The following is a 14,379-nucleotide window of genomic DNA, read 5'->3' on the forward strand; positions in this document are numbered from 1 at the left end:
ATCCATTCCTCCTATTTGTTTGCTTTATAACGACCCAAAAACAATTACGCCTTCGTGCATTACGGCCTTCCTAATCGCCCTTCTGGCCACCGCTTCCGCCGAGCAACTCGCATCGACGAATACGACAGACGCCGCGTCGCCCACCGCAGGCCACGCCCTTTTCCCATCATCGCTCAGAGGCATCAATCCCCCCGTAATAAATCCAAGCGCGCGCGACAAGGTATATTCATCCGAATAGCGATATAGCTCCGCTAGACGCCCGGCTTTCTCCAAGTTGTCCCCGTTCCCGAACGGCGACCAGTGGTCGGTCAAGCTGTCCGTTCCTAGTTCTACCTTCACGCCTTTGCTATGCAGTAACGGAATCGGCATCATCGAACGCCCGATCGGCACGGTTGACGCGATAGAAATACCGGCTTCGGCGAACCGTTCGGCAAGCTTTTCCGCTTCCTGGGAAGCTGCGCTGGCAAATCCGAACGCATGGCTAACCGTAACCCTTCCTTGCCAACCTGCTTCTATCGTCAAATCCGCCAGCCGATTCATCGTTGCGATGCCCGAAGCTCCCTGTTCGTGAAGGTGCATATCGATCGGTGCGTTCGTCTCGACGGCAAGGTTCATCATCGCCTGCAAAGAACGCTCCATATCCCCGTCGACGGCCGTCGGATCAAGCCCGCCAACATGCGTGGCACCCATGCTCATGGCTTGTCTGACTAAATCCGTGGATTGCGAGTACAGAAGGCCGTGCTGCGGGAAGGCGACGATCTCATGACTAAGCTTGCCTTGATAGGACTCCAACGCATTCATGGCGACTTCTAGCCCTTTCAAGCCGCTTGTCGGTTCAATATTCACGTGTCCGCGAACGAAAGTCGAACCCATTTTAAGCATCAATTCCAAGATTTTCTCCGCTCTACCGACCGCGGTCGGCAGAAGACGCGGAATCAGCTCCTTCTCTTCCTCGATCCGATCGAAAATGCTGCCGGCAGGATTAACCGCCTTCCAGGGGCCGCCATAGTAAGTCTTGTCCAGATGAATATGCATATCTCTGAAAGAGGGCAACAGTAGAAGCCCTTTGGCATCCATTCGAGTAAGCCTATCTTCCGATGGAATCGCTTCGAACGTAATCTCCGCTATTTTCCCGTTCTCCACTCGGAGATTAGCCAATCGGGTTTCCGTTTCCGTCACTCTACCGTTCTCATAACGAAATCCGGTTTCCAGATTTACCTGTTGCAGCCAATAAGATGTTAAGTTCATAGGAGTATCGCTTTTTCTTGTTGTCATTTTTTAAGAGAATCGCTTGTTATGAATTTGTTTGTACACTTCTCCGATCATTTCATTCTTCGTGGACGGCAAGATCAGAATACACGCGCAAATCTGCCTGTACAGTTCCGCTTTAATTTTCCCGTCCAACAGAAGTTGATCCAATAACGGAAGCCGAAACTGTTCGATCGGCAAATAAGCGATAAGCTGAGTATTTCCATGTCCGGCATTCAACAAAACGCGGATTCCGCTTAACTGCGGATAAATCATTGAACCGAATTCCTCCGCTGCCAGGAATTGTTCCTTCTTAGCCTGCATAATGTCCGGTTGGTTCGTAGGCAGAGAAACCGTATAGACCATTCTATCGAAGGAAAATTTTACGTCTTCCAGCTTATAACCCAATCGCAGCATTTTTTTCGATGATGAGAGGTTTAAGATTAACTTATATCCCGCTTTGCTGAAAAATAAACCAATCAAGAAAAGACCGAGCAAGCAACCGGACGCTATCATCGAGTTCAAGGCCTTATCGCTCCTTCCTCGTGAACGATTACGCGGTTTTTACCGTTGCGCTTCGCTTCATAGAGAGCCGAATCCGCCAAATCCTGCAATTGCTGAACGCTCATCCCCGCTCTGTAGAAAGCTACTCCGATGCAAATCGTCAGCTTTCCTGAAGGCTGTGCCTCTCTGTTATGAAAGGGATGCTGCTCTACGGCAGAACGAATTTTCTCGGCGATGGCCAACGTCGCTTCCTGAGTTGCGCCCGGCAATAGCGCCACGAATTCTTCCCCTCCGAACCGACATGGAAAATGCGGGCCGGAAACCGTATTCGCTATGATCTTCGCTACTCCGATTAAGGTATTGTTGCCCTCGAGATGTCCGTTCGTATCGTTGTAATGCTTGAAGAAATCGATATCCGCGATCATTAACGAGAGCGGCGAATCGTTTCTTTCAGATTGTTGGGCAAGCTCTTGCAGCTTATCTTGATAAAAGCGTTGATTATAGAGGCCCGTTAGCCCATCGGTAATCGACATTCGCTGCGAACGCTCGTACAACCTGGAGTTCTCGATCGCCACGGAAGCCTGCGCCGCCAACGGAACGATGCTATCGATTTCTTCCATCTCCAGCGGCTGATGATTGACGTTATTGTCTACGACGATAACGCCGACCATATTGCCCTGATTAAGCATCGGAACGATCGCGAAAGACGTCATCTGGAACGTCTCCGCCAATTGGCGCTGAACGGTGTCCGACCAATCCAGCTCGCGAACGATGATCGGCTTTTTCTCCGTTAATGCTTGATGAAAGATATGATTCCCGGAGTTCAAAGGGATTTCAATATCGCGGAGCAACTTGATCAGGTCGATATCGCGGAATTGTGCATCCTCCATCAAGGCGATGAAATCTCCTAAATTCATTCTCCTGCTGACGACATTATTCCAAGTCGATATCCCTTGTTCCTTAGTCATCGATCCGATTCCTACCGCGCCTTGAAGATTTGAACCCTTGTCATCGACCAGGAACAGAAGAGCTCGGTTGAATCCTAAACCATATCCTGCAGTAATCGCCGTCAGAATAATATGAAGCAGCTTGCCTACCTCCATTGTACTCTGAATCGCGATACTGATTTCTTTAAGAATGGAAAGATGTCTGGATTGTTTGTACAGCTGCATCAGCCATACTCCATCAGACGCCAGCTTCCTTTGTTTCTGCTGGTGGAACAGCAAGCCGGAAACTCCGGCAAATACGAGCACGGCCATCGGGTACACGCCTAACCCGCCTTTTACGTAAGTTAACGCTGCCATGAGAATTACCGAAGCGAGTGCTCCGTACATGGAGAAGCTATAGGAAACCAACAGCACGAAGAGTCCATATAAAATAACTTCAAGTTCACCAAAACCACTCTGAGAGATCGCCTCTACCATCGCGAACAAAACCAAGCAAAGCAAAAGCCTGTTCCAGAACGGCGATAAGTAAAAACGGACTAACGATCCTGCCAGCACGATCAAGAATGTAATTGCAAACTCAAGCGGGATCATAGTTAAACTCCTCTCCAGCATATCGAAAATATACTATTCGACATATTACGAGCATTTCCTGTGCAAAAACGAAAAAGACCATCCCCGTCATCTTAACCGGCGGATGGTCCAATGGTTGCTTTATATTTAGTTACACCATGACTTTGCAAATGTCGTTCGTGAATTCCACCGGATCGCCGATCGGCAAACCTTCGATGAGCAACGCTTGATTGTACAGCAAGCTCGTATACAGGTTAAGCTTCTCTTGGTCTTTCGCGTGAGCGTCCTTCAACGATTGGAATACCGCGTGGTTGACGTTGATCTCGAGCACCTTGTCGGCTTTGACGTTCGGATTGTTCGGCATCGCGTTCAAGATTTTCTCCATCTCGATCGTCACTTCGCCTTCCGTGGTCAGGCAGACAGGATGGCTCTTCAATCTCTTCGAAGCCCTCACGTTCTTCACCTTGCCGGACAGGAACTGCTGCATCGATTCGAATAGCTCCTTGTTGTCGTTAGCTTCCGCCTCGGATTCCTTATCCTTCTCGTCCGCCTCGATTCCCAGATCCCCGCTCGAGACCGATTTGAATTCCTTGTCCTTGTAGGACATGATCATCTTGATCGCGAATTCGTCGATGTCGTCCGTGAAGTACAAAATTTCGTACCCCTTGTCGGATACCATCTCCGTCTGCGGAAGCTTCTCGATTCTTTCGATCGATTCGCCGGACGCGTAGTAGATGAACTTCTGATCTTCAGGCATTCTTGCGACGTACTCGTCCAAAGTAACAACTTTCTTCTCCTTAGAGGAGTAGAACATCAACAAATCTTGAAGGACGTCTTTGTGCATGCCGTAATCGTTGTAGACTCCGAATTTCAGCTGTCTTCCGAACGATTGGTAGAATTTCTCGTACTTCTCCCGCTCATCCTTCAAGAGGCTTTGCAGTTGGCTTTTGATTTTGTTCTGGATGTTCTTCGCGATCAGCTTCAATTGGCGATCATGCTGCAACATCTCCCGCGAGATGTTAAGGGACAAGTCTTCCGAATCGACCATCCCTTTCACGAAGCCGAAATAATCCGGAAGCAGATCCGAGCACTTATCCATGATCAATACGCCGTTGGAATAGAGCTCGAGACCTTTCTCGAACTCCTTCGTGTAATAATCGAAAGGCGTGCTCTCAGGGATATAAAGAATAGCTTGGTATCTTACCGCTCCGTCTACGCTGAGATGGATATGCTTTAGCGGCTTGTCGAACCCGTAGCGCTTCTCGGCGTAGAAGTTCTCATAATCCGCATCCGTGAGCTCGTTTTTATTTTTACGCCAGATCGGAACCATGCTATTGACCGTTTGCTCTTCGGAATAATCCTCGAATTCGTTCTCTTCGCCTTCCTTAGGCCGTTTGCCCGTCACGTCCATCTTGATCGGGTAGCGAATGAAGTCGGAATATTTCTTGATGATAGCCTTTAACCGGAACTCTTCCAAAAACTCGTCGTACTGATCTTCTTCGGTATTGTCTTTGATCTTCAGGACGATCTCCGTCCCTACGGAATCCTTGTTCGCCTCCACGATCGTGTAACCTTCCGCGCCCGTAGATTCCCATTTGAACGCCTCGTCACTGCCGAGCGCCTTACTCGTTACGGTAATGACATCCGCCACCATGAATGCCGAATAGAAGCCAACTCCGAATTGGCCAATGATATTGTGGCCGTCCTGGGCTTCATTCTCCTTCTTGAAGGCCAGCGAACCGCTCTTCGCGATAACTCCGAGGTTGTTCTCCAGGTCTTCCTTCGTCATCCCGATTCCGGTATCGGCAATCGTTAGCGTTCTGTTCACCTTGTCGGCGGTAACTTTAATGTAATAGTCCTCTTTGTTAAATACTAAATTTTCGTCGGTTAACGCCTTGTAATAAATCTTATCTACTGCGTCGCTTGCGTTGGAAATGAGTTCCCGCAGGAAGATTTCCCGCTGCGTGTAGATGGAGTTAATCATCATTTCCAGCAATCGCTTGGACTCTGCTTTGAATTGCTTTTTAGCCATTGAAATGGATCTCCTTTCAATATACAACCTATAGAGAATCTGATCGTTTTCGTTGGTTAGCACTCTTGCTCAATGAGTGCCAATACTTATTTTTTATCATTACTCGATTTTAATGTCAATGGCTCCGATCGTTTTTGGATTTAAAATAGAAGCGAGGAGCCCAAGGCTTTCCCCAGGCTCCCCGTTACTTTCTCTCCTCAGTACTGCAGCAGCAGCGATACGTTCTGCCAGCCCGCGCCTACGGTCCAGAACACAAGATAATCGCCCCTGGCGATCTTGCCTTCCTTCAACGCTTCATACAACGCCACGAACGGACTGTTCGTAGCCGTATAGCCGTATCTGTCACCAATGTAAGGAACCTTGTCGGCGTCGATCCCTAGTCGTTCGGATACAAGCTTCAAATTGCCGATCGAGAATTGGGAGAACAAGAAGCTTCCGATCTCCTCTTTTGCTAAGCCGTTGCGTTCCAATAAAATCCGAACCGTGTCTACCGCCGAATCCACGCATACGGAATCGTCGAACGGCATGAATTTGATCTGCGCATCCTTGGCCGTGTACTCCTCACGATAGAGATTGGACAACCCCTGGGCGGGGAATAGCGAGTTATTAATGACCGAAGTATCCGTTTGATACACGGAATCGATGAATCCCCGGGTATCGGACGCTCTCTCCAAAATTACGGCCACCGCTGAATCCGCGAAGTTTGAATGGTACACCGGCTCGTTCGGACTATGAACCGAGATCGAATCGGCGCCCACCACCAACGCTCGCTCGATGCGCGGATTCCCAAGCATGTAGCGGCTTGCTTGCTCGACAGCGACGAGCATTCCCGCGCAGTTCGCGTTAATATCGAAGCAGACCGTGTTCAGATCCCCGCCCAGTGCGTTATGTAGCTTCAGAGCATTGCTCGGGAGCAAATATTCGGGCGTCTGAGACGTGAAAATAATAAGGTCAATATCCCTTCCCGTCAGTCCGGAGCTTCGCAACACGTTATTGGAAGCTTCGATCGACATCGTCAGCGAGTTCTCGCCCGAGTCTTCGATCACATATCTCTTGTCCCGGCCCAACGCCTTAAGCAGTCCGGTGACGTCCGTGCCTTGCTTCCGAAATCGTTCGATATAATAATCGTTCGCCACTTCGTTAGCTGGATGATAAATCCCGATATCGCGAATTCGAACCGCTCCCATAGTCTTCCTCCCTCCTTTATGCTCCAACGATTAAACTTCCACTATTTCTAGATTGTTCAGTTGAACCGCGCGTCCGACGCGAGACAATTGCATTTTAAGAATCGGATTTTTGGCAATGCGAAGAACGATTTTCTTGAAGCCATCCCTTTTGTACAGTTGGAAACAGCCTTCCAGAATCGGTAACGTATCAGGGGAGGAGACGTTCAGCTGCGTGCAGTCGATTTCAATGTCGTAATCCGGAACGGAGATCGAAGCGATGCTCTTCTGATAAGCCTCTATCGACTTCATTCCATCCTCGGTCGAGAACGTTCCTTCGACTTGCGCCTTAAATACTTTGTTTGCTTGATCCAATTGAATGTTAAAGCTTCCCATAATTAATTCCTCCATTTAGTCGCGAATTTTATTAATGCTCCTATAACCTGTTACTTCATAAGCGCCTTCAAACGATCCAATATCGGAGCCGGCTCGCTGCCGTCCGTGTTGACCTCGATAATGCAAGGTCCATCCAGCTCCTTGACGAACGCAGGAATGTTTCGAACGTCCTCCATACGATCGACGGACATCGCGCGTATGCCGGCCACGCTCATCATTTCCGCGATCGAGATTCTTTCCTGCTTGTAGTCGGGTATCGTCCGGTTGTAGAGAAACTTCTGCCCCCTCACTACGTAAGACAGCATCGCATTATTGATAATGAAGTACACGACCGGAATCCGGTATTCCTTAGCCGTCAAAATATCCATGCCGTTCATGAAGAAGCAGCCATCCCCTGCGAATACCGCCACCGGACGGCTCGGATCGGCAGCGTATAGCCCCGCTCCTCCGGCGATCGCGGATCCCATCGCGCCGTAATCCAGATTGATCTCGAAATCTCCGCCCCGCGGCACTTCGAGATACTTCAGTACAAAGTTCGTAAACTCCCCGATATCGCAAACATATCGCGTATCGGACGGCATAGCCGATTTGAGCCGTTCCAAAAACAACCGCAGCGATAGACCGGTATGATTCCGCTCATAAGGCTCATTCAATGCCATACTCCGACGATAAATCGCCTTAGAGGAGCTGCGGCTGTTCTGAATCAAATAGGGCAGCACCTCCTTTAAATCTCCCTGGACGGATACATCCGTTTTGAACACTTTGCCGAGCTCTTGCGGGTCGCGATCGACGTGAATGACGGTTCTACCCGCAACGAGCACTTCATTAAAGTTGCAGGTTGAGGCTTCCCCCAAGCTTGTCCCCAGAACGAGAATGCATGACGGTCGACTTGAATTCACGTATTCGCTAGCCGCATCGGTACTGGAAAATCCATAGTTTCCTAGATTCAACGCAAAGTCGGCTGGAACGACACCTTTGCCCGCCGGGGTCGTAATGATCGGCCATTGAAGCCGTTCGCTTAGCTGCATGATCTCTGAGGAAAACCCTCTTCCTCCGCGACCAACCATAATCAACCCGTCGGAGCTTCTGTTCAGCAACTCCGAAGCCCGTTCCAGACGCTCTCTCGCCGGGATGACCGCTTGAATCTCCGCAAGATTAAGGGGCTCAGGTAAGGAACCGTGAACTTCGCCCCGCTGCACGTCGATCGGGATCGACAAGTATACCGGACCGCAAGGCGGCGTCATGGCGATTCGGATCGCTTTGACCAACTCGTTTATCACGTCGGCCTCATCCATCACCGTAACGCTGTATTTGGTCACCGGCTTAACCATTTGCTCGCCGTCAAGCTCCTGTATAGCCCCCTTGCCCATCTGCCACCGGTTAATGTAACCCGCAATAATAAGCATTGGAGCTTTGGCACGCTTCGCGTCCGCAATCCCGTTCATCATGTTACCGACGCCGACGGCACCCGCTCCCACGCAAACCGACAGCTTGCCCGACGTACTGGAATATCTGGCTGCCATGTACGCGGCTCCGGCTTCGTTCTTCGTAATGATCGGCTTGATGTCGACATCGATCAATGAATCGTATATCGGACCGATTATTCCTGCGGGTATTCCGAATAGGTATTCCACTTCATTGGCCTTCAAAACTTTCAAAATCGCCTCTGCCATCTTCATGCGAATACCTTCCTCTCTCCTCCTATATCCCTAGAAAATGTCTATATATTGTTCGACCAACCGTTCCGCATTCGCGATTTCTTGCTCGCTAAACTCATGGAGCTGTCCGATAGAGGCCACGACCACGATTCCCTCTACGGTTGCACCCTTCAAAACGGGAATAATTAATAAGCTGTCGATACCGAATAGAAAAAACTCCTCCGACGAGCGACTATCGTTTTTGACATCCTGAATGGCCATCGCGCGAGGTTCCCGAACCAAGTCGGCAAGCAGAATATCATGAGCGATATATACCGGGCTTTGCGCATGAACGCTTTTCCAACGCTCAATGCCTAGAGCATCGGTGTTGGTCTTTAATACCGGATTAATGCGGCCGTCCGCAACCCGGTGATAAGCAATATCTAACACACCTGTTGCCTCGCTCAAGAGCGCGAACAGATGGTTTAACCTTTCCGAGTTCATCATCTACCTCCTCTATCTCTCAAATAAGCTGATCTGATCTTTAAGCTGCTTAGCTTGTTCCTGTAACTTGCGGGCCGAATGTAGCGACTCTTCCATCGCCCCAAGCTGCTCCTCCGTACACGTCGCGATTTCCTTCGTTCCGGCCAGCGCGGTTTCCGTAATCGTCGCAGTTTCCCTCACCGAGCTCAGAATTTGATCGGCGCTGGAGCTTATCTCTTCGGTGACGCCGGATACTTCCTGCACCTTGAAAGACACCTGCTCCGTCAGTTGTACGATCTGGTTAAAGGACTGTCCCGCCCCCGTTACCAATCGCGTACCGGATTCAACCTCAATCATGACCTGGTTCATCGCTTCCATCGACAAGCGGGAGCCATTTCGAATATCCGCTACCGTCTTGGCGATATCCTTCGCGGAAGATGAGGATTGATCGGCCAGTTTACGAATCTCGTCCGCCACGACGGCAAAGCCTCGTCCGTACTCGCCAGCCCGGGCCGCCTCGATCGCGGCGTTCAACGATAACAAGTTAATCTGGCTTGCGATCTCCGCCATGATTACGGTTACGCGGTCGATATCCTCCGTGCGCTGGTTCATTTGCCCGACCGCATCCGATGAAACGAGGGCCGTTTCGTGGATCGTCATCATCTGGGCAATCGCATGGTCGACCGATTGATTACCGTCGCTTGCGCGTTGGGCTACTTCTGCCGTTTCGTGCGCCAGTCCCTGGGAAGATTCGGCGATATGCTCCATTCCCTTGCTGACTTCCTCTAGCATCAGCATGTTAACCCTAGCGCTCTCGGCGATCGACTCGCTCCCTGAAGCAATCTGCCGAATGGATTCGGAAATCCCCACGACCATGTCCGTGCAAAACTCCGTATTGCTTGCCAGCGAGGAAGACGTGCCCGCCACGGAATCGGTCAGCTCCGAAATGCGCCCGAATACCTCTCGTATGTTGGCCGTATTGGGAATCGAGCCAACCTCAAGCGGGTAACCGCCATCCGACGGCGACTTTCCGATCTCGATGAACCGGCACAGACGATCCGCGAGCAGATAAGAACAAACGACACCGACAATCCCGAACAATACGGCGATTCCGGCGCTTTTCCATAACGCATTCGTTTGGACAAACAGGATAATGCCGTATGCGAGTGACAATGCCGCAACGAATAGCGCCATCGACATCGCCAGTTTCTCAGCAACCCTGTCCCTTAAGCGGAATAATCTCAATTTCCTTCTCCTCCAACGAAATCCGATTCGGTCATTCTCGAATATTCACTCGTTTATTTCATCCTCAACCGCCCCCTTTGTCTTCTCTGATTGTCCAGACCGTGCACAGAGCCATAAATGGCAACAAAAAAAGGACTTTCTGCTTAGAAAGTCCTTGCTGCCAATGGATGGAAACCTAAATCAATAAGATTGGCAGCCCGGCGATCATAGCAGATGCTTTAGACCCGTGGCTTTGCGTCCCAGTCTTTCGGCTGGTTTGCGATTTACACCTTATAGAATTTATGTCTGATTTACTATCCTCTGTAATGAATATACTAATTTGTTTTCAGGAAATAATCTAGCAAATTTCGATATATAATTGTATTTTTTCTCATTTTTTATAGAAAATAATCGAAAGCGCTATCATTTTGTAGGTCATTCGACTCATGCTCCAAGCGTATTCAAATCATCTGATCCAATACTGTGCACTCGCGGATTAATGAAAACTCTGTACGAATGTACTGCCAGTACTTATGACCTCACATATACTATAAGCGTACAAAATCAAATCACATGAAACAGGGGGTGGATCAAATGAGTTGCCCTGTTGCTGGAGCAGGATACGGCCATCCTACTGGCGGAGCGCAAGCGGCTGCATTCGTTCTTGTTCTTTTCATTTTGCTGGTCATTATCTTAAAAGCTGGTTGGTGTTAATGTGTTAGCGCAATAACCCGCTACTTCGCTTGACGGAGTTAGCGGGTTTTTCACATGCCGCGTCGTTCACTGCTTAGATCTCTTCGAATTCACACAACCCTATACACAACCCTATAATTTTGTCGATTTACTTGCTACAGAGTCGCGCCTTAGAGACCTAAGTATTAACCCGCTTATTAGGAATAATTATCAAGTTTTACGGAAAAATACCTTTTATCCGGAATGAACCCAGAACGACAAGCAAAGGAATCTAGGAGGAACCGAAAATGGCGAACGATCACGATAACACATTAACCAATCGGCAAGGTCACCCGGTTACGAATAACCAGAACCTGAGAACGGTCGGCAACCGCGGCCCTGCAACGTTGGAAAACTACGATTTTATCGAGAAGATCAGCCACTTCGATCGCGAACGCGTCCCAGAGCGCGTCGTCCATGCCCGTGGCGCCGGAGCGCACGGTTATTTCGAAGCTTATGGCACCGCAGGCAACGATCCCGTATCCAAGTATACTCGCGCTAAACTCTTTCAAGAAAAGGGGAAGCAGACGCCGGTATTCGTAAGGTTCTCTTCGGTTATCCATGGCGGCCATTCCCCGGAAACGCTTCGCGATCCCCGCGGATTTGCCGTTAAATTTTACACGGAAGACGGAAACTGGGATTTGGTCGGCAATAATTTGAAAATATTTTTCATTCGCGACGCGATCAAATTCCCCGACATGATTCATGCATTTAAGCCGGATCCTATCACGAATATTCAAGATGGAGAACGATTCTTCGACTTCTGCTCCAGCTCTCCAGAATCGTTCCATATGGTTACGTTCGTCTATTCACCATGGGGGATCCCGGCCAACTATCGCATGATGCAAGGCTCCGGCGTAAATACATACAAATGGGTGAATAACGAGGGGGAAGCGGTTCTCGTCAAATATCATTGGGAACCTAAGCAAGGGATCAAAAACTTAACGCAGCAAGAAGCAAGCGAGATTCAGGCGATCAACTTCAATCACGCCACGCAGGATCTCTATCAAGCGATTGACCGTGGAGATTACCCGGAATGGGAGCTGCATGTCCAATTGATGAGCGATGACGATCATCCGGAATTGGACTTCGATCCTCTCGACGATACGAAACTGTGGCCGGAAGAGCAATTTCCATGGCTGCCTGTCGGTAAAATGGTTCTTAACCGCAATCCGGTCGATTATTTTACGGAAGTGGAACAAGCGGCGTTCGGAACCGGCGTATTGGTCGATGGTTTGGATTTCTCCGATGACAAGATGCTTCAAGGCCGAACGTTCTCCTACTCCGATACGCAGCGACACCGGGTAGGGGCGAACTATTTGCAATTGCCGATCAATGCCCCGAAAAAAAGAGTCGCGACGAATCAGAGCGGCGGGCAAATGCAAGTTCGGCTCGATCGCGCGCCGGGTCAAAATCCTCATATCAACTATGAACCGTCGATATTAGGCGGTCTGCATGAGGCTAAGCAAACGGGCAAGGAGTATACGCCTTTAATTGAAGGAAAACTCGTACGCGAGTCGATCGACCGACAAAGCAATACCAAACAAGCCGGCGATACGTATCGTCAGTTCGAGGAATGGGAGAGAGCCGAGCTGATCTCCAATCTAGTCAACGATCTTGCTCGGTGCGACAATAGGATTCAAGATCGAATGGTCGCTCTCGCGGCCGAAGCGGACGAGGAATACGGCCGTCGCTTGAGAGAGGGTTTAGCCAACGCCTCACAAGGCGGATCCAGCCGGAAACCTCTAGGCAACCGCGGCGGCGACCAAGCGCCTGACTTAGCCGTACAGAAAGGGCATGACGCTGAACCTTATTAACGGATTCGCAACAGGACGAGAACGCAATAACCTCCAAAGCGGATTATCATTCGCTTTGGAGGTTATTTGTTAGTCCCTACCTTTTTCAATTCATACTTGTCCCTATTCTACCCTACATCTAAGAACAAATCTCTTCGTAAAGCTTGATTGTCGTCTCCGAGGGTTTAATTCGCAGTTCCTCCAGCTTATTCGAGAGCCTCCGATAAACGGACAGAACTTGATCGTTCCTGCCCAAGTGATGATAGCCCTTCATCAACAATCGATAGGCTTCCTCTTCATAGGGAGAATAACCGATCGTTAGTTCAGCCATGGCTACCGCTTTATCGTAATCTTGCAGTTTGAGATAAGCCTCCGTCAACGAGTATCTCCATTGCGCCGCGGATTTATCGCACAGCTCCGTCTCTTGCTCCGCCCATACGTAATCTTCATCTTGCAGGAGCGGTCCTTCATAGATCATCAAAGTTTGTTCAATCTCTTCTAGCACCGTGTTTCCCTGCTTTTTCAAGCTGTTCAATCTCTTCTTATAGTTTTGGGCATCTATTTCCACCCGGTCTGAAACAAGAAAATACCTAGCATTCTCGTACTTCAAAATACTGTCCAAGCCCAACTGCTTCATATGTTTTCTAAGCAGGCTTACGCATGTATGCAAATAGATCTTTGCTTTATGGTAGCTTTCGTCCGGCCACAAGTTTTCGATGATAAGATCGCGATGTGCGCGGTTGCCGTCCTGCAACGCTAAATAAGCGAGCAGCTCCTTTTCTTTGGAAGTCCGCCATTTCATCCCCGGTCCACCGTCGATCCCCGCGAAATATCGGCCGAACAATCGAATGTTTAGCTTGGATGGCCTGGCCTCATCATCGGTCGAAGAGGTTTGTTGTATAACCGCTTCATATTTGACGGATTCCTTTTGTATTCTTGCAATCGTCTTAGAAAGCCTGTCCGCTTCAAGAGGCTTCAGAATGTAATCGATCGCGGCTTGCTCGAAAGCCGCTACCGCGTATTGGTCATAAGCCGTCACGAAAACGATTTGAACGTCGCTGTTATCATTCCTCACGATTTCCGCAAGCTCCACTCCGTTCATTTCCGGCATCTCGATATCAAGGAACAGGACGTCGGGATTAAGCGTCCGCAATTGACGGATGGCATCGAACCCGTTGCTCGAGCGGCCGACAACCTCAACTTCGCCGGTTCGTTGCAGAAAAAGCTCTAAAATAGTAAGAGCGTGCTCTTCGTCATCCACTAAAAAGGCTTTAATCAAATAACTCCCTCCGCTCATTTTACGACGCTTCGTTACGTTCCATCAGCAAACCATCTCGTTCGAGTATAGCTTAACGAACGTTAATGCGCATATATGAAAAGCCCCACCTTGTTCGTTATCATCCGAAGTCAGGTGGGGCCATGAAGAACAAGCTGTCTCAACTAGCTGATGTGAACAATGTTAATGTTTACCGGAGCTTATCATTTCCTTGCCATTATCTATGATCCAACCGTGATCGCGCGACGCTTCCTCTACTTCGCGGAACGCCCAGTTCGTGCTCGACATATCGGAGAACGTCGGCTTCAGATCGCCGAATAACGGTCCCCGGTCGAACAGACGGTTCAATACTTTCACCGCTTCCGCGCGCG

At 49.5% G+C, this 14,379-nt stretch carries 12 protein-coding genes, 1 pseudogene and 1 riboswitch; of the genes and pseudogenes, 2 read left to right on the forward strand and 11 right to left on the reverse strand.

Translation table 11 applies throughout. The annotated features are described in order from the left end of the window. Nucleotides 1-24: 24 nt before the first annotated feature. From L3D05_RS22255 to L3D05_RS22295, 9 genes are all read right to left on the reverse strand, one after another. Nucleotides 25-1,248 (reverse strand): amidohydrolase family protein, encoded by a 1,224-nt coding sequence (locus L3D05_RS22255; protein WP_239618582.1) that lies wholly within the window; start codon nt 1,246-1,248, stop codon nt 25-27. A 30-nt stretch (nt 1,249-1,278) separates the two neighbouring features. After that, nucleotides 1,279-1,773, reverse strand: coding sequence for a hypothetical protein (locus L3D05_RS22260; RefSeq protein ID WP_239618583.1), 495 nt, complete (start codon nt 1,771-1,773; stop codon nt 1,279-1,281). After that, nucleotides 1,770-3,290, reverse strand: coding sequence for a GGDEF domain-containing protein (locus L3D05_RS22265; RefSeq protein WP_239618584.1), 1,521 nt, complete (start codon nt 3,288-3,290; stop codon nt 1,770-1,772). Before L3D05_RS22265 ends, L3D05_RS22260 begins: the two co-directional genes overlap by 4 nt. A gap of 130 nt (nt 3,291-3,420) precedes the next feature. Further along, complete coding sequence (htpG, locus tag L3D05_RS22270) at nt 3,421-5,301, reverse strand: molecular chaperone HtpG (RefSeq protein ID WP_239618585.1); 1,881 nt, start codon at nt 5,299-5,301, stop codon at nt 3,421-3,423. A gap of 197 nt (nt 5,302-5,498) precedes the next feature. Next, nucleotides 5,499-6,488 carry a ketoacyl-ACP synthase III gene (locus L3D05_RS22275; RefSeq protein ID WP_239618586.1) on the reverse strand — a complete coding sequence of 330 codons (990 nt, stop codon included), beginning with the start codon at nt 6,486-6,488 and terminating at the stop codon, nt 5,499-5,501. 30 nt (nt 6,489-6,518) lie between these two features. After that, the gene (locus L3D05_RS22280; protein WP_239618587.1) at nt 6,519-6,860 is read right to left on the reverse strand and encodes a hypothetical protein; all 342 of its coding nucleotides are present in this window, start codon (nt 6,858-6,860) and stop codon (nt 6,519-6,521) included. A 50-nt stretch (nt 6,861-6,910) separates the two neighbouring features. Beyond that, nucleotides 6,911-8,539: a thiamine pyrophosphate-binding protein gene (locus tag L3D05_RS22285; protein WP_239618588.1), complete on the reverse strand. Its 1,629-nt coding sequence runs from the start codon at nt 8,537-8,539 to the stop codon at nt 6,911-6,913. Between the two features lie 30 nt (nt 8,540-8,569). Next, nucleotides 8,570-9,001: a GAF domain-containing protein gene (locus tag L3D05_RS22290; protein ID WP_239618589.1), complete on the reverse strand. Its 432-nt coding sequence runs from the start codon at nt 8,999-9,001 to the stop codon at nt 8,570-8,572. 12 nt (nt 9,002-9,013) lie between these two features. Next, nucleotides 9,014-10,225, reverse strand: a complete 1,212-nt coding sequence (locus L3D05_RS22295; RefSeq protein WP_239618590.1) for a methyl-accepting chemotaxis protein — start codon at nt 10,223-10,225, stop codon at nt 9,014-9,016. A 188-nt stretch (nt 10,226-10,413) separates the two neighbouring features. Further along, a riboswitch (cyclic di-GMP riboswitch) is annotated at nt 10,414-10,496 on the reverse strand. 302 nt (nt 10,497-10,798) lie between these two features. Between L3D05_RS22295 and L3D05_RS22300 the strand changes: the two genes are divergently transcribed. Then, nucleotides 10,799-10,918, forward strand: coding sequence for a sporulation protein YjcZ (locus L3D05_RS22300; protein ID WP_239618591.1), 120 nt, complete (start codon nt 10,799-10,801; stop codon nt 10,916-10,918). A gap of 266 nt (nt 10,919-11,184) precedes the next feature. Further along, nucleotides 11,185-12,753, forward strand: coding sequence for a catalase (locus tag L3D05_RS22305; protein ID WP_239618592.1), 1,569 nt, complete (start codon nt 11,185-11,187; stop codon nt 12,751-12,753). A 118-nt stretch (nt 12,754-12,871) separates the two neighbouring features. Here the strand turns inward: L3D05_RS22305 and L3D05_RS22310 are convergent, their stop codons facing one another. Together L3D05_RS22310 and L3D05_RS22315 are read right to left on the reverse strand one after the other, a co-directional pair. Continuing rightward, nucleotides 12,872-14,011 carry a response regulator gene (locus L3D05_RS22310; protein WP_239618593.1) on the reverse strand — a complete coding sequence of 380 codons (1,140 nt, stop codon included), beginning with the start codon at nt 14,009-14,011 and terminating at the stop codon, nt 12,872-12,874. Nucleotides 14,012-14,191: 180 nt separating this feature from the next. Next, nucleotides 14,192-14,379 (reverse strand): annotated as a pseudogene (locus tag L3D05_RS22315) (hypothetical protein); the annotation flags it as partial.

This window comes from Cohnella mopanensis (assembly GCF_022352055.1).
GTDB classification, from domain to species: Bacteria; Bacillota; Bacilli; order Paenibacillales; family Paenibacillaceae; genus Cohnella; species Cohnella mopanensis.